This window comes from Demequina sediminis, assembly GCF_030296675.1.
Classification (GTDB): Bacteria; Actinomycetota; Actinomycetes; order Actinomycetales; family Demequinaceae; genus Demequina; species Demequina sediminis.
Map to the genome: position 1 here is coordinate 14,028 of NZ_AP027736.1, position 21,322 is coordinate 35,349.

The 21,322-nt window shown below is 72.6% G+C and carries 19 protein-coding genes and 2 pseudogenes; 12 read left to right on the forward strand and 9 right to left on the reverse strand.

Going from position 1 to position 21,322, the window contains the following annotated elements; all coding sequences use genetic code 11:
- Positions 1-65: 65 nt before the first annotated feature.
- Positions 66-1,277: an LCP family protein gene (locus tag QUE44_RS00065; RefSeq protein WP_286215203.1), complete on the reverse strand. Its 1,212-nt coding sequence runs from the start codon at positions 1,275-1,277 to the stop codon at positions 66-68.
- Positions 1,278-1,562: 285 nt separating this feature from the next.
- Here QUE44_RS00065 and QUE44_RS00070 point away from each other — a divergent pair, with 285 nt between their 5' ends.
- Genes QUE44_RS00070 through QUE44_RS00085 form a run of 4 tightly spaced genes read left to right on the forward strand, consistent with a single transcriptional unit; the run spans position 1,563 to position 6,309 of the window.
- Positions 1,563-1,826 (forward strand): WhiB family transcriptional regulator, encoded by a 264-nt coding sequence (locus QUE44_RS00070; protein ID WP_425558031.1) that lies wholly within the window; start codon positions 1,563-1,565, stop codon positions 1,824-1,826.
- Positions 1,827-1,850: 24 nt separating this feature from the next.
- Complete coding sequence (locus tag QUE44_RS00075) at positions 1,851-4,979, forward strand: glycosyltransferase family 2 protein (protein ID WP_286215262.1); 3,129 nt, start codon at positions 1,851-1,853, stop codon at positions 4,977-4,979.
- On the forward strand, positions 4,976-5,896 hold the full coding sequence (locus tag QUE44_RS00080) for a DUF5719 family protein (RefSeq protein WP_286215207.1): 921 nt from the start codon (positions 4,976-4,978) through the stop codon (positions 5,894-5,896). Before QUE44_RS00075 ends, QUE44_RS00080 begins: the two co-directional genes overlap by 4 nt.
- Positions 5,878-6,309 carry a hypothetical protein gene (locus tag QUE44_RS00085; protein ID WP_286215209.1) on the forward strand — a complete coding sequence of 144 codons (432 nt, stop codon included), beginning with the start codon at positions 5,878-5,880 and terminating at the stop codon, positions 6,307-6,309. The genes QUE44_RS00080 and QUE44_RS00085 overlap by 19 nt, the downstream gene beginning before the upstream one ends.
- A gap of 16 nt (positions 6,310-6,325) precedes the next feature.
- Here the strand turns inward: QUE44_RS00085 and QUE44_RS00090 are convergent, their stop codons facing one another.
- Entirely contained in the window at positions 6,326-6,724 is a 399-nt protein-coding gene (locus QUE44_RS00090) for a metallopeptidase family protein (RefSeq protein ID WP_286215211.1), read from the reverse strand.
- Between the two features lie 84 nt (positions 6,725-6,808).
- Here QUE44_RS00090 and QUE44_RS00095 point away from each other — a divergent pair, with 84 nt between their 5' ends.
- The 3 genes and pseudogenes from QUE44_RS00095 to QUE44_RS00105 all read left to right on the forward strand — a co-directional run bounded on the left by QUE44_RS00095 (position 6,809) and on the right by QUE44_RS00105 (position 9,658).
- Positions 6,809-7,165 (forward strand): DUF3499 domain-containing protein, encoded by a 357-nt coding sequence (locus QUE44_RS00095; protein WP_425558028.1) that lies wholly within the window; start codon positions 6,809-6,811, stop codon positions 7,163-7,165.
- Positions 7,166-7,240: 75 nt separating this feature from the next.
- Positions 7,241-8,667, forward strand: a pseudogene (locus QUE44_RS00100) (phosphomannomutase/phosphoglucomutase).
- Between the two features lies 1 nt (position 8,668).
- Positions 8,669-9,658: a cation diffusion facilitator family transporter gene (locus tag QUE44_RS00105; RefSeq protein WP_286215213.1), complete on the forward strand. Its 990-nt coding sequence runs from the start codon at positions 8,669-8,671 to the stop codon at positions 9,656-9,658.
- 51 nt (positions 9,659-9,709) lie between these two features.
- Here QUE44_RS00105 and QUE44_RS00110 read toward each other — a convergent pair whose 3' ends face one another.
- Complete coding sequence (locus QUE44_RS00110) at positions 9,710-10,495, reverse strand: RDD family protein (RefSeq protein WP_286215214.1); 786 nt, start codon at positions 10,493-10,495, stop codon at positions 9,710-9,712.
- Positions 10,496-10,536: 41 nt separating this feature from the next.
- Between QUE44_RS00110 and QUE44_RS00115 the strand changes: the two genes are divergently transcribed.
- Complete coding sequence (locus QUE44_RS00115) at positions 10,537-11,532, forward strand: stage II sporulation protein M (protein ID WP_286215263.1); 996 nt, start codon at positions 10,537-10,539, stop codon at positions 11,530-11,532.
- Positions 11,533-11,791: 259 nt separating this feature from the next.
- On the opposite strand, the gene QUE44_RS00120 is transcribed toward QUE44_RS00115, so the two are convergent.
- The 5 genes from QUE44_RS00120 to QUE44_RS00140 are packed head-to-tail and all read right to left on the reverse strand — an operon-like array spanning position 11,792 to position 17,150.
- Positions 11,792-13,081 carry a DUF58 domain-containing protein gene (locus tag QUE44_RS00120; RefSeq protein ID WP_286215215.1) on the reverse strand — a complete coding sequence of 430 codons (1,290 nt, stop codon included), beginning with the start codon at positions 13,079-13,081 and terminating at the stop codon, positions 11,792-11,794.
- A 1-nt stretch (position 13,082) separates the two neighbouring features.
- On the reverse strand, positions 13,083-14,171 hold the full coding sequence (locus tag QUE44_RS00125; RefSeq protein WP_425558029.1) for an AAA family ATPase: 1,089 nt from the start codon (positions 14,169-14,171) through the stop codon (positions 13,083-13,085).
- Positions 14,168-15,370: a DUF4350 domain-containing protein gene (locus QUE44_RS00130; protein ID WP_286215216.1), complete on the reverse strand. Its 1,203-nt coding sequence runs from the start codon at positions 15,368-15,370 to the stop codon at positions 14,168-14,170. The genes QUE44_RS00125 and QUE44_RS00130 overlap by 4 nt, the downstream gene beginning before the upstream one ends.
- Positions 15,367-16,032, reverse strand: a complete 666-nt coding sequence (locus tag QUE44_RS00135) for a DUF4129 domain-containing protein (RefSeq protein WP_286215218.1) — start codon at positions 16,030-16,032, stop codon at positions 15,367-15,369. The genes QUE44_RS00130 and QUE44_RS00135 overlap by 4 nt, the downstream gene beginning before the upstream one ends.
- Positions 16,029-17,150 (reverse strand): hypothetical protein, encoded by a 1,122-nt coding sequence (locus tag QUE44_RS00140; protein WP_286215219.1) that lies wholly within the window; start codon positions 17,148-17,150, stop codon positions 16,029-16,031. The genes QUE44_RS00135 and QUE44_RS00140 overlap by 4 nt, the downstream gene beginning before the upstream one ends.
- Positions 17,151-17,229: 79 nt before the next feature.
- Between QUE44_RS00140 and mtrA the strand changes: the two genes are divergently transcribed.
- Positions 17,230-17,913, forward strand: coding sequence for an MtrAB system response regulator MtrA (mtrA, locus tag QUE44_RS00145; protein ID WP_286215221.1), 684 nt, complete (start codon positions 17,230-17,232; stop codon positions 17,911-17,913).
- Positions 17,914-18,196: 283 nt separating this feature from the next.
- On the opposite strand, the gene QUE44_RS00150 is transcribed toward mtrA, so the two are convergent.
- Positions 18,197-18,511, reverse strand: coding sequence for a hypothetical protein (locus QUE44_RS00150; protein ID WP_286215222.1), 315 nt, complete (start codon positions 18,509-18,511; stop codon positions 18,197-18,199).
- 34 nt (positions 18,512-18,545) lie between these two features.
- Between QUE44_RS00150 and QUE44_RS13780 the strand changes: the two are divergent.
- The 3 genes and pseudogenes from QUE44_RS13780 to QUE44_RS00160 all read left to right on the forward strand — a co-directional run.
- Positions 18,546-18,839, forward strand: a pseudogene (locus QUE44_RS13780) (HAMP domain-containing protein); the annotation flags it as partial.
- A gap of 149 nt (positions 18,840-18,988) precedes the next feature.
- Positions 18,989-19,546, forward strand: coding sequence for an ATP-binding protein (locus QUE44_RS00155; protein ID WP_286215224.1), 558 nt, complete (start codon positions 18,989-18,991; stop codon positions 19,544-19,546).
- Positions 19,543-21,270, forward strand: coding sequence for an LpqB family beta-propeller domain-containing protein (locus QUE44_RS00160; RefSeq protein ID WP_286215225.1), 1,728 nt, complete (start codon positions 19,543-19,545; stop codon positions 21,268-21,270). Before QUE44_RS00155 ends, QUE44_RS00160 begins: the two co-directional genes overlap by 4 nt.
- Positions 21,271-21,322 lie beyond the last annotated feature (52 nt).

A 21,322-nucleotide genomic window follows, 5' to 3' on the forward strand; every position in this document is an offset into this window, starting at 1 on the left:
GCGCGCACGCGTGTCGGTACTGGCGACCCAACGCACGCGGGGCGTCGCGCGTTCCCTCCGTCGCGTCAGCGGCACGCGTCGAGCAGGGACTCCGGTCCGGCGGGGGACGGGGTGACGGCGGGCTCTGCTGTCGCGGAGGCGGTCGGCTCGGAGGGCTGCTCGTCCTTCTTGCCGTCGTCCCACGTCGAACTCGAGTCACCCTCAACCGTGACGGAGATGGGTCGGTCGTTGCGGATATCGTCCCACATCTGTTCCGCGTCGGGCAGAATCTCGACGTTGAGCCGGTCCTCGGTGTACGCCCACGGCACGGTCTCGAAGCGCACCGCGCCGAGGTCGAGGTTGCGCAGGCTGTAGGCGAGGCCCAGGAGATAGGACGTGTCGGCGAGGCCCGGGTCCATGGTCAGCGACTCCGCCGCGGCGCGCAGGAAGTGGGTGAGTTCGCCCACGTCGGTGAGCAGATTCTTCGACAGCGCCGTCGCCGCCACCTGCTCGAGGAGCTGCTGCTGTCGCGTGATGCGTTGGAGATCGGAGCCCGAGACCCCGCCCTGCTCCGCTGTGCGCAGCCGAGCGTACGCGAGGGCGGTCTTGCCGTCGAGCGTCTGGGGCCCGGCCGCAAGGTCGAGGTGTGCCTTCTCGGAGACCAGCCGCTCGGGGATACACATCGGCACGCCGCCGAGCGCGTTGACCATGCCAACGAAGCCCGTGAAGTCGACTACCGCGTAGTGGTCGATGTAGACGCCCGACAGTTGCTCGACGGTCTTGATCGAGCACGCCGCCGCCTCCGCGGCGTTGCCGCGCAGTCCTCCATTCGCGAAGGCGGTGTTGAAGTCGCCGTAGCCGCCAGGGACGGTGTCGCCGTCGAGGTACGCACACTCGGGGATGTCGACCTGCGCATCGCGCGGGATGGACACTGCCTCGACGCGCGTGCGGTCGGCGGAGATGTGGACGAGCAGCGTCGTGTCGTTGCGCATGCCCTCGACGACGCCGCCGCCGTCGATGTTGCCGTTCGCGCCGTCGCGCGCGTCCGAGCCCATGAGCAGCAGGTTGACGGCCTCGCCAGCGTCCGAGTCGACGGGCCGGTCGGGCCGCTCGCCCACGAGCGACTCGAACTCCTGCGAGTTCGCGCTGAGGGCGCCGCCCACCTGATCGACCACGGTATTGCCGTACACGAGCGTGAATCCCAGCACCGCGACGATCACGAGCGTCGCAATCCAGATCACGCGCTGCATGAGCCCCGGCCGCGCGTGGCGAGCCTGCGGCACGCTCGTGTCCGTCATCCATCCCCCAGGGCTTGTCGTAGCCGCATTCTAGGGCGGGGACGATGCGCCGGCGGTGAGGCGCGGGCCGCGTCGGGCGGCCCGTGGGCCGCCCCGTGGCGCCGACACGCCCGGTCGCGCGTGTCGGCACTTGCGTGGGATACGCCACACTCGACTTGACGCGTGGTGATTACACGGCTGTAATTCCTTGTGACGGGTTTCATCTCGTCGCGATCGGAGGTGGGGACCGTGTGGAATATCTACGACGGCTCAGTGCCCTCGGACGCAGGCAAGCCGGCATCGACACTGGCGTCGGTGGTGGACATCTTCGGCGGTACCGATGATGACGGACCGCTGGGGTGGCAAGAGCGCGCGCTGTGCGCTCAGACCGACCCGGAGGCGTTCTTCCCTGAAAAGGGTGGCTCAACGCGCGAGGCCAAGAAGGTGTGCGGGTCGTGTGACGTGCGCTCAGAGTGCCTCGACTACGCGCTGGAGAACGACGAGCGATTCGGTATCTGGGGCGGGCTGTCGGAGCGCGAGCGCCGCAAACTCAAGCGGCGCGCGGTCTAGCCGGAAAGCCTGCGTGGGAGCACGATGAGCCTTGCGCGCCTGCTGGTGCGCGCGATCGTGGTCTCCGACACGCGTTCCGAGCGCCTTCCCGACGTCCTCGCGGCTGTCGCGGCTCAGACGCAGCGGCCCGATCTTTTGCACGTCGTGCTGCCCGCTGACGCCGAGCGACCGCGCACCCCCGAGGGACTCGAGATCGACTGGGTCGTGGGAGGACGCACGTACGCCGAGGGCGTCGACGCCGTGTTGGCGGCGCATCCGAGTCACCCCCACGAGTACGTGTGGCTGCTTCACGATGACTCCGCACCCCTGCCCGACGCGCTCGCGCGTCTGGCCGCGACGGCCAAGAAGCGCACCGCGGCCGCGGTGGTCGCGCCGGCGCAGGTGAGGTGGGACGACGTCAGCCGCCTGGTCGGCCTGGGCGTCACGACGACCGTGATCGGTGCCCGGCGCATCGACCTGGTGGACGAGGACGACATCAACCAGGGCCAGTACGACGAGCGCGACGACGTCCTGGCGGCATCGCTCGCCGCGGCGCTCGTGCGTCGCGACGCTTGGGAGCGGCTGGGCGGGCTTGAGCCCGCGTATCGCGGCTTTGGCGACAGCCTCCACTTCTGCCGGCTCGCGTGGCGCTCGGGCTACGACGTCGTGATCGTCCCCGCGGCGAAGGTGCGGCACGCTCAGGAGTCCCTCACGGGCGAACGCGGCGGCGCGCTGCGTGGTCGTGCGCGCGCATACGGCGCGGGTCGGACGGGCGAGTGGATCCACGCGCTGTCGTGGTCGCCGGCGATTGCCGTTCCCTTCCTTGTCGTGTGGAGCTTCCTCTCCGCCGCGCTGCGCGCCGTGCTTCGCGTCGCGCAGAACGAGTCGCGGATGGTCGGCGCGGACCTCGCGGTGCCGTGGCGGGTGCTGACCCGCCTCCCTCGGCTACCCGGCATCCGTGCGCGCATCCGTCGGACGGTGACCAGGCCGCGCGCGGTCGTGCGCCCCTTCCTCGTCGGTGCCCGCGCCGTCGCCTCGCACGTGCGCTCGCGAGAGATGCGTGCCTACGACAGGTGGCGGGCGCAGTCCGCGCCGTCAGACATGGTCCGCGCCGAGCTGGCCGAGGCGGCGATCCGCCGCCGTACGGGACTCGCGGCGCTCGCTCTCGCCGCGATCGCGGCCTCGGTCGCGCTGCACGGCACGTGGCTCACCGCGCTGGGTTCGGGGCGCATGCTCGTGGGCGAGGCGCTGGGCGCCACGAATGTCTCCCTCGCGGCGCTGTGGGAGCGCACGTGGTCGGGATGGGATCCGAGCGGATTCGGATCACCCGCTCTCGACGGCGCCTTCAGTGCGATGCTGCTGCCCGCCGCCGTCCTACCGGGCGGCGTGCGGGTCTGGGTCGGCCTGGTGCTTGGCCTTGGCGTCGCGATCGCGGTCGTGTCCGCGTGGTGGGCGCTGGGAGCGGCGACGCGGTCGGTGTGGGCGCGTGCGCTTGGCGCGCTCGCCTATGGGCTGTGGCCGCTGCACCTCCAGGCCATCTCGGATGGTCGCCTCGGAGCGGTGATCGCGCACCTCATGCTCCCGTGGTTCGCCCTGGGACTCGCGCGCGCCGCGGGCTGGCATCGGGGTGAGGCGGTCGGCGGCGGCGAGGAGTTCCCCGCGCGCCGGCACGCGAGTCCGAGCGCCGCGATGGGGGCGGCATTCTCCGCGGCGGTCATCGTGACCGCCGCGCCGGCCCTGCTCGTGCCGCTCGTCGTGATCCTCGCGGCGGCGGGCGCCGTCGCGGGCCGTGCGCGCTGGCGCGTGTGGTCCGCCGCCGTGCCCGCGCTCGTGGTCTCTGCGCCGGCGCTGGTCGCCGCCTGGCACGCCGGCGTCGTGTCCCGCGACGCGTGGGCGATCCTCGCGCGCGAAAATGGACCCGCTCTCGCCGCGGAGAGCGTCGAGCCGTGGCGGCTCGTGCTCGGCCTGACGGGCGAGACCGCCCTGACTCCCGGCCTGCCCGACGCCGCCGCGACCCTCGCCGCGAGTGCGGTGGGAATCGGCATCGTCGCCGCGGCCGCGCTCGCCGCTCTCTCGGGTCGCGCCCCGTGGGCCGTCGCAGGTGGGTTGCTGACCGCGGCTCTCGGCGTGCTGGCGGCCGCCGCCTCGCAGGCGACCGTCGTCGTCGCGGCCGACGGGGCGGGTCAGGCGGCCGCCAACGGCTTCGCGGGACCGGGCACGTCTCTTGCCGCCGCCGGCCTCATCGCCGCCGCCGCCGCGGCATCGTCCCGACTCTGGGCCGGCAGCACCGGACCCCGTCGGACCGCGGTTCGCCTCGTGTCGTCGCTTGTGGTCACCGCGTTCGCCGCAACCCTGGTCTGCGTCGTCGTGGTCGAGGCGTGGCCGACCCGGCCCGAGCGAGGCGATGTCCACCCCTCCGACGCCACGGTGCTGCCGCTGGTCGCTGAGCTCGAACAGGAGCTGGCGACGCGCCAGCGCGCGCTCGTGCTGACCGATACCGAGGCAGGCGTCGACTACGCGGTGCTCGAGCGCGCGGGCACGGTGACCCTCACGGGGCGGGCGCAGCGCGACGCGGAAGGTGCCGCGCTCGCGGGCTCCGGCACGCCCGCCGTGACCCCCGAGACACTCGCGCCGGTAGTCGCGACGATGGCCGGGGCGGGCACGGGGGCCGAGGAGCGGCTCGTGACGTGGGGCATCGGAGTCGTGGTCGCGGCCCCCGAGTCCCCGATGATCGCGGGGGCGTTGGCCCAGATTCCCGGCCTTCACCTCATCGGTGCGAGCGAGTACGGCACGACCTTCCGCGTCGAGCCCGAGGAGGACACCGTGGTCGCGCGTGCGTGGATCGAGTCGTCCGGGGCGGAAACCGTCACGCTGGAATCCGACTCGCGATCGGGTCCCACCCGCGACGCTGGCGGCGCGGGCGGGACGCTCGTCATCGCCGCGGCCGCCGACCCCGGGTGGCGCGCCACCGGCGACGGCCGCGCGCTCGCCGCGGTCGAGGATGCCGAGGGGCGCGTGGCCTTCGACGTGCCCGCGGGCGTGGACACGGTCACCTATGCGTATGTCGACGAGGGCTATCGGTTCTGGTGGTGGGCCTCGGCGGTTGCCGTCGCCTGGGCGATGATCGGGATGGTGCCGCTCCATGACCGCCGCTACGTGGCGGTGCGACGATGATCCGGCGGGTGGTGGTGGCGGCAGCGGCCGTCGCGGCGATCGGAGCGGTCGTGGTGTCGGCGCGACTCGGCGGCGAGGAGCCGATGCCCGCCGCGCCCTTCTCCGGCGAGGTCACCCCGGCGGCGCAGCCCGTCGCGTGCCCCGGTCCCGTCGAGATTCCCGTGGGCGAGATCGAGGGAGGGGATCCGGCCCTCGGCTCGGGCTCCGATGACCGGACCTATGCCGGGGAGGGCGGGGCGGCCGGCACGGAGCCGCTCGGGGCGGGCTTCCTGGTGCGCGGCGACGCGGGCGCATCGGTCGAGCGGATCGGCGCGGGCGATGTCGCGGGCCTCGCCGCGGCCTCATGCGTGGCACCCACGCGCGACCAGTGGCTCGTCGGCGGGTCGACGACGCTTGGGTCGAGCGCCCGCCTGGTGCTGTCCAACCCGTCCGATGCCACGACGGAGGCCACCGTCACGTACTACGGGCCGCTCGGCAAGCTCGAGGAACGCACCGTGGCGACCCTCGCGGCCGGCGCCCAGCGCGAGATCCTGCTCGAGGGCGTGGTCCCCGAGGTCTCCGCCCTCGCGATGCGGATCGTGGCCACGGGTGCGGGGGTCGTCGCCCACCTCCAGGACTCTCGCCTCGACGGCTTCCAAGCGGCGGGCACGGATTGGGTGGGACGCGGCGCCGTGCCGTCCACCTCTCTGGTGGTGGCGGGTGTCGGCGGTGCAGAAGCCGAGTCCACGCTGCGCATCATGGCCCCCGAGGGCGCGACGGCGAGCCTCACGCTCACGGGCGAGGACGGAATCGTCGAGTGGGGTGGGGTGACGGCGCTCTCGCTCGAACCGGGAGTCGTGACCGAGGTCGAGATTCCCCAGGTCGAGGGGGCGCGATCGAGATCAGCGCCGATTCCCCCGTGGTCGCCGCGGCGATGATGCGCGAGCCGCGCGAGATCCAGGACGGCCCGGCCGGCTCCTTCGCGTACGACCTCGCGTGGACCGCCGCCCAGGACGTATCCGACCGACTCGCGCGCTCGGTCGTCGTCACCGATCACGTCACCGCGGTCACGGTGCACGCTCCCGCGACGGCGGACTTCGAGTTGACGGATGCCTCGGGCGCGGTGGTGGCCTCGGCCACCGTGACCGCGCGCACGAGCGCGACGATCCCGCTCGAGGTGGCTCCCGGCACGACGCTCACCGCGCAGGGCCGGTTCACGTGGGTGCTGGTCCTCGACGACGAGCCCGGCTTCCTGGCGCGCGTGGCGCCGCGCCGCACCGATGTCGAGCCGCTCGTGGTCGAGGTGGGCCAGCGCCCGTACGTGGGGCCCGTGGCGGTCCGCGAGGACTGAACGGGGCCTCCGCCCCCTAGGAGCCGTACTCGGGATCGACGTCCTCGGGCGGGTGGCCCACGAGGTGGGCGACGTGCTCGGTCACGACGTCGCGCACGAGCGCGGGCAGGTCGGCCGGCTCCGCGCGCTGTTCGATCGGGCGCCGGTACAGCACCACCCGCGAGGGTTGACCGAGGTCGGCGGGGAAGAGCCTGCCGAGCGGCACGCCCTCCTCCCATGGCGTGGGATCCGACGGCGGCACGTCCTCGGTCCCGAACTCGACGCGCCCCCACTGGTCTCCCCAGCGCGGCTCCAGCCGGTCGACCGCGTCGGCCACGAGGTCGTCGAACCTCTCGGCGCGCGTGCGATGGCCGGGCGCGCCGAAGGGGAGCAGTGGCCTGCGCAGGCCACGGCCGTGGCGATCGCGGCTGGACATAGGGCGAGGCTACCGCGAGCGCCGGGCCGTCCCGGCGTGGCTTGCGCCGCGACGGACGATGCGCGGGTAGCGTCACTGTTCGTGATGGCAACCCGGCAGTGCTCGCGCTCGTCGTGCTCGCGCCCGGCGGCTGCGACGCTCACGTATGTGTACGCGGACTCGACCGTGGTGGTGGGCCAGCTCTCCGCCACCGCCGAGCCGCACTGCTATGACCTGTGCGCTCACCACGCGGACCGCTTCACCGCGCCCCGCGGCTGGGATGTGGTGCACCTCCACAGCGACCTGGTCGACCCCGAGCCGTCGACCGACGACCTCGAGGCTCTGGCGCGCGCTGTCCGCGAGGCCGGTCGGCCCCGCCCCGCCGCCGCATTCACTCCTCCCGTGCCCCTCGCTTCCGAGCCGCGCCGCGGTCATCTCAGGGTCATCTCGAACGAGGCCTGATCGCCCTCCGGTGCCGCCGCATCGTCTCTCGGCCGCGCCGGCGCGCGAGGACGGCCGCACCGGTACCCTGGGTCCGTGACTGACGCACCCGACCTGTCCGGCCTCATCAAGTCCTACGACGTCCGCGGAATCGTGGGCGAGGATCTCACCGCGGAGGTCGCGACGGCGATCGGCGCGGCGTTCGCCGACGCCATTGTGCTGCCCGATGGAGAAACCACCGTGGCGATCGGTCACGACATGCGCGACAGCGGGCCGTGGCTTGCCGACGCGGTGGCGGAGGGCCTGACGTGTCGCGGAGTGAACGTCGTGAGGATCGGGCTGTGCTCGACCGACGGCCTCTATCACGCGTCGGGCGCGCTCGACCTGCCCGGCGTGATGATCACCGCGAGCCACAATCCCGCCGCCTACAACGGCATGAAGCTGTGCCGCTCGCGCGCCCGTGCGGTCGGGGAGAACTCGGGCCTCGCCGACGTGCGCGCGCTCGCCTCGCGCTATCTCGTTGAGCCGCCCGCCACCGCCCCGGTGCGCGGCGCCGAGTCCACCCGCGAGATGGTGGGCGAGTACGGCGCGTTCCTGCGCTCGCTCGTGCCTCTCGACGGCATCCGCCCGCTCACGGTCGTGGTCGACGCCGCGAATGCGATGGCCGGCTACACGGTGCCTGCGGTGCTGGGCACCGAGGCCGGGCTGGGGGAGCTCCCCTCACGATCATCCCGTTGTACTTCGAACTCGACGGCACGTTCCCCAACCACGAGGCCAACCCGCTCGACACGGACAACCTGCGTGACCTCCAGGCCGCGGTGCGTGCCCACGGCGCGGACATCGGCCTCGCCTTTGACGGCGACGCGGACCGCTGCTTCGTGGTCGACGAGCGCGGCGAGGTGGTGACGCCGTCGACCATCACGTGCCTCGTGGGTCTGCGCGAGACGGCGCGCGAGCTCGCCGAGGGTCGCGAGCCCACCGTGATCCACAACCTCATCTCCTCGCGTGCGGTGCGCGAGCAGCTGTCCGCCGCCGGCGCGGTCCCCGTGCGCTCGCGCGTGGGCCACAGCTACATCAAGGCCGAGATGGCGCGCCTCAACGCGATCTTCGGCGGCGAGCACTCGGCGCACTTCTACTTCCGCGACTTCTTCTTCGCCGACTCGGGGATGCTCGCGGCGATGCACGTGCTCGCGGCGCTGGGCACTCAGGACCGCACGCTGTCGCAGATGCTCGAGACGTATCACCCCTACACCGCCTCCGGCGAGATCAACTCCCGCGTGGACTCCGTGCCCGATGCGCTCGCGCGGGTGCGTGCAGCGTTCGTGACCGAGGACGTCGAGGTCGACGAGTTCGACGGGCTCACGGTCGAGCACTGGCCCGCGCCGGGCGAGGGCGAGCGCTGGTGGTTCAACGTCCGCCCCTCCAACACCGAGCCCTTGCTGCGGCTCAACGCCGAGGCCGACGGCGAGGCGCTCATGGAGCGCGTGCGCGACGCGGTCCTCGCCGTCATCCGGGAGGCCTGAGGTGTCGACCGAGGGCGGCACCAAGGCTGTCGTCGCGGCGCTCACCGCGAATCTCGGAATCGGCATCACGAAGTTCGCGGCGTGGGGGCTCACGGGGGCGTCGTCGATGCTCGCCGAGGCGATCCACTCGGTCGCGGACTCGGGAAACCAGGTGCTCCTCCTCGTGGGCGGACGCCGCGCGCGCAAGGAGGCCACCGAGGAGCACCCGTTCGGGTACTCGCGCTACCGCTACTACTACGCATTCCTCGTCGCGATCGTGCTGTTCTCGCTCGGTGGTCTGTTTGCGCTGTACGAGGCGTGGCACAAGTTCAGCCATCCGGAGCCGATCGAGTCGTGGCACTGGGTCCCCTTGCTGGTGCTGGTGGTGGCGATCGGCCTCGAGACCATGTCCTTCCGCACCGCGATCGTCGAGTCCAACAAGGTGCGGGGCAAGGTCGGCTGGGGCCGCTTCATCCGCCGCTCGCGCTCTCCCGAGCTGCCCGTCATCCTGCTCGAGGACTTCGGCGCGCTCGTGGGGCTCGTGTTCGCGCTGTTCGGCGTGAGCATGACCCTCATCACGCACGACGGCCGCTGGGACGCGATCGGCACGCTCATGATCGGCCTCCTGCTGGTGGTGATCGCGGTGGTGCTCGGTCGCGAGACGCGCGGCATGCTCCTGGGGGAGTCCGCCGTCGAGGAGGACGTCGCCGCGATCCGCGCGGCTCTTGCCGAGGCGGGCTACCCCGACGTCATCCACCTGCGCACGATGCACCTGGGGCCCGACGACGTCCTGGTCACCGCGAAGGTGGCCGCCGAGGCGGATGCCACCCTCGACGCGCTGTCCGCACGCACCGACACCGCCGAGCGGCTCATCCGGGAGGCGGTCCCCGCCGCCCGCCTGATCTTCATCGAGACCGACGTGCGCCGGGCGAACGACCCCGCCCCCGCATCGTCTCCCACGACCCCTGCCCGTCCGACGTCTCCCAAGCCCAGTCCCCATTCGGGACAGTGACGACTCGGCGCGGAGGTTAGTCGGCGTCCGGGATGCCGAACGGCAGACGCCTCAGCGCCTCACCCTCGCTCGTCGAGCGCGCCATGCGGGCGCTCTCGATCCGCCACTCGCGGTCGCGTCGCTCGACCAGCACCGCGACCAGGAAGGCCTCGGGGTGGGTGCCCTGCGGCGGTGGGGGAGCGACGTGCGTCGCGACCTGCTGCGACAACAGCGTGCCGATGCGCACGCGCGACGGGGGTGAATGCTGTCGACGCGCGCGAGGAACATGCGCGCGGTCAGCGCGAGGCCGTCGGGGAGGCGGGTGATGTCGGCGGTGCGCGCCCACTCGCCCAGGCCCACCGGCATCGCGAGGGTGGGCAACGCTCGCTTGGCCCCGCGCGTGCGCATCGCGTACGTGCCTGCCACGTAGTCGCCGATCCTCTTGCCGCGCGAGCCCAGGGCGGACACCGTCACGGCGAGCATGCCCGCGGTGCCGTAGACCTCGAGCACCGCCAGGAGGGCACGCGCGGTCGCGTGGCGGGCGCTCACGGGACCGCCGTCGTCGCGCACCACGCGCAGGCCCATCGCCCAGCGCCCCAGCGATCGCCCGCGCGAGAGCGTCTCGACCAGGACGGGCACGACCACGAGCCCCACCACCGTCCACGCGATGACGATCGCGCGCTGCCACGCGTCGTTGACGGCGGGCAACAGGTTGTCGAGCGCCGCGAACCCGGCGACCAGGAGCATCAGGGTCGCGACCATGTCGATCGCACCCGAGACCATGCGTAGTGGGACAGGCGCCGCGCCGGAGTCGAGCACGACTCCCTCGCCGATGAGGATTGAGTCCTCGTCCGTCATGGGCTCCCCCTGTTCCGTCTCTCCTGTGGCATCGTAGCGGCGTGGACATCGACTCCTTTGGCGCCGTTCGCGAGGCGCGCTGGACCAGGCTGCGCGAGCTCACTCGGGCACGCCGACTCACCGGCGCCGAGGCCGACGAGCTCACCCGCCTCTATCAGGCCACCGCCGGCGACCTCGCGACGGTGCGATCCTCCGCGCCCGAGCCGTCCGTCGTCTCGCGACTGTCCGTGCTGCTCGCCACCGCTCGCGTGTGGCTTACCGGCGCGCACACGACCTCGACCCGCGAGGGGGTCAGGTACCTCGTGTGGGGTCTGCCAGGGGCGCTCTACCGCGTGCGGTGGTGGGGGGTCGGGGTCACCGTGGCGGTCGTGGGACTCGCGTTCCTGTCGGGCTGGTGGACGCTCACGCATCCCGAGTCCCTCGAGCTGATCGGGCCGCCCGAGACGCGCGCGGCGATCGCCGAGCAGGAGTTCGCGAGCTACTACACGGAGTACGACTCGACGTCCTTCGCGGCGACGGTATGGACCAACAACGGCTGGCTCGCGGCGCAGTGCATCGCCTTCGGCATCACCGGCGTCTTCCCGCTCATCCTCATGTACAACACGGTCATCCAGCTGGGCGTCGCGGGGGCCGTCATGGCCGAGCATGGCGCGCTCGACGTGTTCTTCCAGCTCATCGCCCCGCACGGGCTGCTCGAGTTGTCCGCGGTGTTCGTGGCAGCGGGCACGGGGTTGCGCCTCTTCTGGACGATGCTCGTGCCGGGTCCGCGCCCGCGTGCACGTGCGCTCGCGGAGGAGGGGAGGGCGGCGATCGGTGTCGCGCTCGGCCTGGTGCTCGCGCTGTTTGCCTCGGGGTTGATCGAGGGCTACGTCACCGGCTCCGCGATGCCGTGGTGGCTCAAGATCGTGATCGGCGTGATCGCGGTGACGGCCTTCTGGATGTACATCTTCGTGGCCGGGCGCGTCGCGCACCGGGCGGGAGTGACCGGCGACTCCGAGGGCGACTTCGCGACCGATGAGGTGGCGCTGGCGGGATAGGCATCGTCCTCGCGCCGTCTCCTCCCGCCCCCGCCCCGCGGCTCCGCCACACGACTCCGCCACACGCCCCCACCCCGCGGCTCCGCCACACGCCCCCACCCCGCGGCTCCGCCACACGAGGCGGGCGGAAACGTGCGCAATCTGCGACTTCAGCTCGCGACTCGCCGACGACACGCCGACTGCTGTGTGGCGGAGCCGCGAAACGGTGTGGCGGAGCCGCGTTGGGAACAGTGCCGCGTTGGGCACAGCGCCGCGCTCGCTACAGCCGGCCCGCCGCCTTGAGGGCGAGATAGCGGTCGCACACCGCGGGAGCGAGGTCATCGGGGAGGGACAGCACGACCTCGGCTCCGAGCTGGCGCAGGCGCGTCGCCGCCGCCTCACGCTCGAGCATCGCGCGCGCGGCGGCCCCCGCGCCGTACGCCGCCTCCGCGTCCGAGCGATCCGCGAGCATCGCGCCCAGCTCGGGGTCCTCCACGGAGCCCACGAGCACCTGGTGTCGCTTCTGCAGCGCCGCGACCGCCTCGATCAGACCCGAGTCCATCGCCGAGGTATCGACGGTCGTGAGCAGCACCACGAGCGAGCGCTGGGAGACGCGGGACTGCACGAGCCTCACGAGAGCGGGCCAGTCGGGCTCGAGCAGGCTGGGCTCGACCGTCGCGAGCGCATCCGCGAGCTCGGCCATCAGCTGCGGCCCGCTCGACGCCGCGCGCGCCCTCTCGACGCGGTCGAAGGCCGTCGCCTGCACCCTGTCGCCCGCGTGCGATGCGAGCGCGCCCAGCAGCAGCGTGGCCTCGATCGAGGCATCGAGCCGAGGGGCGTCGCCCACCCGGGCGGCGGACAGCCGCGCGGTATCGAGAGCAATCACGACCCGGCGATCGCGCTCGGGGCGGTACGTGCGCACCACCACCTCGCCTCGACGCGCGGTGCCGCGCCAGTCGATGCTGCGGACGTCGTCGCCGATGACGTACTCGCGCAGCGAGTCGAACTCCGACCCCGCGCCCTTGAGGCGCACGGCCGTGCGGCCGTCGATCTCTCGCAACTGCACCAGTCGCGACGGCAGGTGGCGCCGCGACGCGAACTCGGGCAGTACCCGCACGTGGGCGGGCGCCTCGATCGACCGCTGGCGACCCGCGAGCCGCAGCGGGCCGTACGTGCGCACCGTCACCGCCCCCGCCTGGCGGTCGCCGCGGCGGGTGGGCCGGAGTATCGTCCCGAACGACTGCACCTCGCCGGGGGCGAGCGAAAAAGCGTGGCGGGTGGACGCGGCCCCCGCGGAGGGCTGCCACGCGTCACGCACCGCGCCCCGCACGCGGCGGCGGCCCAGGTTCGCGACGTCGAGCGTGGTGCGCACCGACTGCGAGAGCCTCACCGCGCCGGGCGCCTGTCGCCGCACACCCACGCGCGACGTGCGCGGAGCCATCCACACGTCGAGCAGCGCGAGCGCGACCACGCCGATGATCCACAGCCACGCGACATTGCGCGACTCGGCGAGCGCCGCGGGGATCGCCCCGAGCGCCGCGAGCGCGACGGTCCAACCGGTGATGTGCATGTCAGCGCGGCACGGGCACCGTGGTGAGCACAGACGTGAGCACGGACGTCGCGGTGACGCCCTCGAGCTCCGCCTCCGCGCGGATCCGCATGCGGTGAGCGAGCGTCCAGCCCGCGAGGGCCTTGACGTCGTCGGGGGAGACGTAGGTGCGCCCGCGCATCCACGCCCACGCGCGCGCGGTCGCCATGAGCGCCGTCGCGCCGCGAGGGGACACGCCGAGCGACACCGAGGGCGCCTCGCGCGTCGCGCGGCACAGGTCCACGATGTACCCGATGACGTCAGCCGAGATCTCCACCGAGGCCACCGCGGCGCGCGCCTGCTCGAGATCCGCGACCGATGCGACGGGAGCCAGGCCGGCGGCCGCGAGGTTGCGCGGGTCGAATCCAGCGGCGTGGCGCTGCAGCACGCTCGCCTCGGTCGCGCGGTCGGGAAGCGCGACGGGCAGCTTGAGCATGAAACGGTCCATCTGCGCCTCGGGCAGCGGGTAGGTGCCCTCGTACTCCACGGGGTTCTGGGTCGCGATCACGAGGAACGGGTCGGGGAGCTTGCGTGCCTCGCCATCCACCGTGACCTGACGCTCCTCCATCGCCTCGAGCAGCGCGGACTGCGTCTTGGGGGGCGTGCGGTTGATCTCGTCGGCCAGCATGAGGTTGGTGAACACGGGTCCCTCGCGGAACGAGAAGGCCGCCGTGCGCGCGTCGTAGACGAGCGAGCCGGTGACGTCTCCCGGCATGAGGTCGGGAGTGAACTGCACGCGCTTCGTGTCCATGTCGAGCGACGCGGCGAGCGCGCGCACGAGCAGCGTCTTCGCGACGCCGGGCACGCCCTCGAGCAGCACGTGGCCGCGGCACAGCAGCGCAATCACGAGTCCCGTGACGATCTGGTCCTGGCCCACGACCGCCTTGCCGACCTCGGTGCGCAGGCGTCCCAGCGCCTCGCGCGCGCCCGCCGACGGGTCGGGCGCGGGGGCGGGGGCCGGCACGGGCTCGTGTACGGGTGCGGACTCCTGCACGGGCTGGGGCGGCACGGGGGACGATGCCGGTGTGGCGGGAGCGGCTGCGTCGCCCTCGGGAGGGGTGGTGTCGGTCACGGTCGGTGAACCTCGCTTTCCAGTGCGTCGAGTTCGGAGATCAGGGTGAGGAGTGAGGCGTCGTCCGCCGGGGGCGGGCCGTACAGCAGCCGCTCAATGTCCGAGGTGGTGCGGCCGGTGGCGCGCGAGACGGCGGAGACCAGCGCCTCCCTGCCGTCCGCGCGTCCCACCCCGATCCTGCGGCCCATGCGCAGCGCGGCGGCCGCCCGCAGCGAGGCGGCGGCGCGCCCCGTGGCGCGGGCGCGGCGGTACAGGCGCGCGCGGCCGCGAGTGGCCTCGGAGGCGCGGACCACGACGGGCAGCGGCTCGCGCACGAGTGCGCCGAAGCGTCGCGCCTGCCAGAAGGCGGCGAGCAGCGCAGTGAGAGCGAGCGCGTAGATCGCGTTGCCGGTCCCTGGCGGAAGGAAGTCGGGGGTGGCCTCGACCTCGGTGGGCACCTCGCCATCGGTCCCGGAACCGGCCCACGTCAGCAGGCTCGGGTCGAGCCCGTCGGCGACGTACCAGACCACGTCGGGGTGGCGTCCGAGCGCGCGCACCGCGAGCGCGGCGTGACCGTGCTCCGCGAGAGCATCGTTGGTGACGAGCGCGGTCGAGGCGATGACCGTCACGGTGCGGCCGCCGTCATCGACGCGCGCGAACGCGGCGAGTCCGCCGCGCTGGACAAAGCACAGGTCGGAGCCGTCGTCGAGGGCCTCGAGCCCCCAGCCGTCGACGCGGACCGAGCCGGCGGCGATCGCGTCGGGGTCCTCGCACTGCGCCGCCGCGGTCTCGGGGAGCCCGACGATCTGCTCGCGAGCGGGCACCCCGAGCGCCTCGAGCGACTCGTCCGACGACCCCAGCAGCACCAAGTCGCCGGGGTAGTCAACCAGCGAGCCGAGCTGTCCCGTCGTGAGCAGATGGGGCTCGGCGATCACGACGGTGGTGGCGGCGGGGTCCGCGACGCGCGTCTGCGCGAGGCGGTCGACCTGGCGCACGGCGACCCCGTGATCGCGCAGGATCTGCGCGACCGCGCGTGTGCCCGTCGGCGTCGAGTTCTCGGTCGACAACGCCACGTAGTCGCCTGGGCGTGCGCCGATCGCGAGCGCGGCCACCAGCGCGACGAAGAGAATCAGCGCGACGATCCCCAGCTTGCCGCGACCGGCGCGCTCGCGCAGGCCGACCGGCGGAGGGGCGGTGCGGAACTCGGTCGCGGCGCTCATGCGCGCGCCTCGCTGGTCGCGCCGCTGGCGGAGTCGGCCGTGTCGAGGGTGCGGCGCACGTGCGCGCAGGCGACCCACGTCTCGCGCACGTGCGCGTACGTCTCGGCGCTCGCCCCGACATGGCCGTAGCGGATGCCGTCGAACGCGTCCGCGTCGTCGCCCACCCTGCTCGCGATCGTAGGCACCGCCGCGCCGGCCTGGGTCGCGGCCTCGTGAGCCGTGAGGCCCGGCGTGAGCGCGATGATGTCGCGCTCCGCGAGGCGACGGATGAGCGCGCGGTACATGTCGAGCGTCGCGGCGGCCCACTCCCCGGCGGCGGCCGCGGCCTCCGCGGACCGGCCCAGGGCATCGGCCGTCCTGTCGTCCTCGAACAACCCGTCCTCCGCGACTGCGCGGCGCGACCGGCGGAGGGGCCCCACGACGAGCCACACGACGAGCGCGATGAGGCCGGCGCCCACGAGGATCGCGATGATGGTCCCCGTCGACCCGAGAGCACCGCCCACGCCGTTTCCGAAGTCGTCGAACGCGCGCATGAGCCAGTCCCAGAACTTGGCGAGCCAGGACTCTCCGCCGCGCGTGTACTCGTCCTTCGCGAGTTCCTCTTCCGCCCAGCGTCTGGCGGTGTCCGCGTCCGGCAGGAGCGGTGGGGTGTCGATGCTCACGCGCGACGAGCCTCCGCCGCCTGGGCGAGCGTGAGGTCAAAGCCCTCGTGGCGGATCCTCAGGTCGATCATGAGCAGCGTGAACAGCGAACCCAGGTACGAGTACGTGAGCACGTACGACACGACCAACGACAGGCCCGTGATGAGGAAGAACGCGATGCCCAGGAGCACCATGTTGTCGGGCGCGAACAGCGAGACGATGACCGCGCCGAAGCTGCCCACCTGCTGCAGCACCCCGGAGACGAGGCCGATGAGCGCCGCGGCGACGAACACGACCAGCAACGCCCACCAGAAGCGCCCGCGCAGCAGCCCGATCGTGCGGCGGATGGCCGCGACGGCGCCGCGCTTCTCGAGCACCACGATGGGTCGCGCGATGCCTCCGACGGTGGTGATGATCACGCCCGTCGGGAAGGCCACCAGCACGAGCAGCACCACGCCGAGGGCAATCAGCCCTGGTTCCTCGGTGGCGGCGGCGATGAAGAACGGCGCGATCGCGATCCCGATCACCACGAGCAACGAGAGCGTTGCGAACAGGTAGAGCAAGAGCAGGGAGCCGATGCGGGGGCGCAGCACCTTCCAGGCCTCGGCGATGCGGATCTTCTCGCCGAGCGCGCCGCGCGCGACGCCGGGTGCGACGATCGCGCTCGAGAAGACGTCGGCGAGCAGCGCGGCGATCACGGCGACCACGATCACGACCACCGTGGTGGGGCTGATCGAGTTGAACTGGGAGAACGGGTCGAGCAGTCCGAGCGAGGGATCCGTGAAGAGCAGCCACATCGCGGCGGACATCAGCACGGTCGCGCCGAGCGTCAGCAGCAGGGGGCCGCCCACGATGACGCCGCGGTTGAAGCGCATCGCCTTGAACGGCAGCGCGAGCAGGTCCCCGAAGTTCAGCGGCCGCAGCGGCATGAATCCGGGCTGCCACGAGGCGAAGGTGGGGGTGGCGAACGCGGGTTGCGGCGCATAGGCGGGCGGCGGAGGCGCCGCGGGCGAGGCGCCGGAGTAGGGGGCCGATGCCATGGGCGGGACCGCGGCCGGCGGCGGCATCGGTGGGGCCGGCGGCGCGCCCTCGACGGGTGCCGGCGCGGCCCACGCGACCGCGTCTTCGCGCTGCTCCATGACGTCCTCCCAGGTCCGGTCCCGCCCATCTTGCCACGCGCCTGACGGCGTCTCGTGAGCCGCTCGGCATAATGGGGACATGACGGCAAAAATCCTGGTGGTCGACGATGACCCGGCGGTGGCGGAGATGCTCGGCATCGTGCTGCGCGGTGACGGATTCGAGACGGTGTTCTGCGACCACGGCGACGAGGCGGTGGCGGCCTTCCGGGCGACCAATCCCGACGTCATCCTGCTCGACCTGATGTTGCCGGGACGGTCGGGAATCGACATCTGCCGCGAGATCCGCGCGGAGTCGGGTGTGCCGATCATCATGCTCACCGCCAAGTCAGACACCGTCGACGTGGTCCTGGGCCTCGAGTCGGGCGCGGACGACTACGTGCCGAAGCCGTTCAAGCCGCGTGAGTTGATCGCACGCGTGCGGGCGCGACTGCGCCGCAACGACAACGCGACTCCCGCGGTGGTGCGCGTCGCGGACCTCGAGATCGACGTCACGGGCCACCGCGTGACGCGCGACGGCGAGATGATTCCGCTGACGCCGCTCGAGTTCGACGTGCTGGTCACGCTCGCGCGCAGCCCGGGCCAGGTGTTCACGCGCGAGGTGCTCCTCGAGGACGTGTGGGGATACCGCCACGCCGCCGACACGCGGCTGGTCAACGTCCACATTCAGCGTCTGCGCGCCAAGGTCGAGCGCGACCCCGAGAACCCCGAGATCATCGTGACCGTGCGCGGCGTGGGCTACAAGGCCGGTGGCGTCGGGTCGTGAGGCTCAGCGCGCGCTCCGTGTGGGCGAACCTCGCCCGGGGCCCGCGGCGCGTGTGGCGCAGGTTCCGCGGCTCGATCCTGCTACGCGTGGTGGCGACCACCACGGTGTTGGGTCTGGGTGCCGTGGTCGTGATCGGCGCGGTGATCTCGACGGAGATCCGCGACGGCCTGGTGCAGACCCGCGTCGATCGCATCCTGTCGGAGACCGCGCGCGACGCCGCGGGCGCGACGGCCAACGTTGAGGCCTCGACCGCGGAGAGCCCTGGCGACCTCCAGCAACTCGTCTACGACCTGCTTGACGGCCTGGGCACGCTCGGCGGCAACACGCGCGGGTTGGTGCTGCTGCGTGACCCGGCGAACACGTCCGGGGTGCTGTTGTCGACCCCCGTGTCCTCGACCGAGTTGGTGAGCGTCATCAGCGCGCAGATCCGCGCGTCCGTCGAGAGCGGCGCGGCGCAGTCCTGGCAGTTCGTCGCGATGCCCGAGACGGGCGAACCCGGGGTCGTGGTGGGCGTGCCGTTCGAGATTCGCGGGGCGGGCGAGTACGAGCTGTACTTCGTGTACTCGCTCGCGGACGAACAGGCGACGCTCGGCCTCATCCAGCGAATCCTCGGAGGCGGCGCCGCGGGGCTCATGGCGCTGCTCGCGGTCCTCACCTTCCAGGTGACACGGCAGACGGTGCGGCCCGTGCGCCAGGCGGCGCGCGTCGCGTCGCGTCTCGCGGAGGGCATCCTCAGCGAGCGCATGACCGTGCGGGGTCAGGACGAGATGGCGACGCTCGCGCGCACCTTCAACGAGATGGCCGAGTCGCTGCAGCGCCAGATCACGCGCATGGAGGAGCTGTCGAGGCTGCAGAGGCGGTTCGTGTCCGACGTCTCTCACGAGCTGCGCACCCCACTGACCACCATCCGCATGGCCTCGGACGTGCTGCACGATGCGCGCGAGGACTTTCCCCCGAGGTCGCCCGCTCGGCGGAGCTGCTCAACACGCAGATCGACCGCTTCGAGTCGCTGCTGGCGGATCTCCTGGAGATCTCGCGCATCGACGCGGGTGCGGCCCAGCTCGAGTTCGACGACATGTCCCTCGCTGACGTGGTGCGCGACCAGGTGGAGGCGATGGTGCCCGCGGCGCGCCGCCAGGGCGTCGAACTGCGGCTGTGGGTGGCGTCCGGATCGCACACCGCCTCGATGGACCGGCCCCGGGTGGCGAGGATCATCCGCAACCTGCTGTCCAACGCGATCGAGCACGCGCAGCGGCGGCCCGTCGACATCGTGGTGTCGTCCTCGACGCGCACCGTCGCCGTCGTGGTCCGTGACTACGGGATCGGGCTCACGCCCCAGCAGGCGCAGCGGGTATTCGACCGCTTCTGGCGTGCCGACTCGGCTCGCGCGCGCACGATGGGCGGCACGGGGCTCGGCCTGTCCATCGCGCGCGAGGACGCGCAGCTTCACGGCGGCAAGCTCGAGGCGTGGGGCTTGCCGGGCAAGGGCGCGAGCTTCCGCCTCCAGCTGCCGCGCACGTCGCGCGGCCTGGGTCAGGACCCGCCGCTGCCGCTCGTCATCGCGGAGCTCGACTACGGCACCATCGCGCGGCGCATCCCGGTCGAGGGAGAGCGTAGGGAGGTCGCACCGTGAACATCCGTCTCGCCGCGCTGTGCGCGGCCGTCGCGCTCGCGCTCGGGGCATGCGCCTCGATTCCCACCACGGGTCCCGTCAACGAGGGCAGCGGCGAGGTCGAGGGCGCCGAGCCCTTCGTGCCCTTCGCGGAGGGTCCCCGGCCCGGTGACGGCGTCAACGCGATCGTGTCGGGCTTCATCCGCGCCTCTGCGGCGGGATTCGCCTCGGACTTCTCCGTCGCCAGGGAGTACCTCACCGCCGAGGCCAGCGCCGAGTGGGACCCGGTCGCGCGCATCACGGTCTTCGATTCCGGCGCGCTAACCCCCGACTACGACGAGGCCGCGGGGCGCGTCACCTACGCGGTGCCCGTCGCCGCGTGGATCGACGATGCGGGTCGCATGGTCGAGGCCGAGGCCGAGACCCAGACCACGCTCGAGTTCCAGGTCACGCAGGACGACTCGGGAGAGTGGCGCATCTCGAACCTGGAGGATGGCGCGCTGCTCGCCGAGGCCACCTTCAACCGCGTCTTCCTCTCCGTGCCGCTGATCTTCACCTCTCAGGACCTCACGACCGCGGTGCCGGAACAGCGCTGGCTGCCGCAGTCGAATGTCGCGACGTGGGCGGCACGCGAACTCGTCGCCGGACCGTCGCCGTGGCTCACGAACGCGGTCCATACGGGCTTCCCGGCGGGGTCCGCGCTGCAGGTCGACTCGGTCGTGGTGACCGAGGGGCTCGCGCGGGTCCAGCTCACCGCGCAGTCCGCGGGGAGCCTCGAGGACCGCGCGCTCGCCGAGCAGCAGCTCCGCCTCACGCTGTCGGCCCTGCCGGGGGTGCGCGATGTCGAGGTGACGGCCGGTGGCGTGCCGCTCGTCGCGGAACCCTCCGACACCCTCGCGCGCGAGCCCGTCCCCGAGAGCGTCGCCGCGGTCTTCGTGCAGGGACGCCTGGGCATGTGGGACGGCGACGACATGTGGGCCGTGCCCGCGGAGCGCGGCGCGCTGCCGGCGGGTGCGAATGCGCTCGCCACGTCCTACTCGGGCACCAGGGTGGCCTTCCGCCTGGGCGACTCGAGCATCGTCACCACGGACGCCCTCACGGGCGGCACGGACACCCTCGAGCCGTACGACCCCGAGGCCGCGGTCCCCGACGTCGCGATGGACGTGTCGACCGTGATCGAGGGCGAGGAACTGTTGCCGCCGAGCTTCGACCGTCACGGGTGGCTGTGGACCGGCGAGCGATCGCTGCCGGAGACCATCACCGTGGCCGCCCCCGGCGCGGATCCGATCACCCTCGAGGCGCGGTGGCTCGCGGGCCGTACCGTGCTCGAGATGGTGCCGTCGCGTGACGGCGCGCGAGTGCTGGTCGTGTCGCGAGCCGGCGCGCAGACGGTGGTCGAGGTCGCCGCGGTGGTGCGATCGCAGGACGGCGCTCCGCTCAGCGTGGGCGAGCCGCTGAGGATCGGCGCGAACATCGGGGTGGTGGTCGACGCGATCTGGGTCGACGACGTCTCGGTCGCCCTGCTGGGCAGCAGCGATGGCGCGGACTCCACGCCGCTGTGGGTCGTGTCGGTGGGAGGCCGGACCACGCAGGACGCGGCCGTGCCGGACGCGGTCGCGATCTCGGCGCGCCACGGCGACCGGTCCATCACGCTCGTGTCGGCGGATGGCACGGTGCGCGAGCGCGCGGGCACCGGCTGGTCCGGGGTGGGTTCGGGCGTCTCCGAGCTCGCGTACGCCGGCTGACCGGTGTCCCCGGCCCGGCTCGAGCGGGCTGGCATCCACAGCAGGGACGATG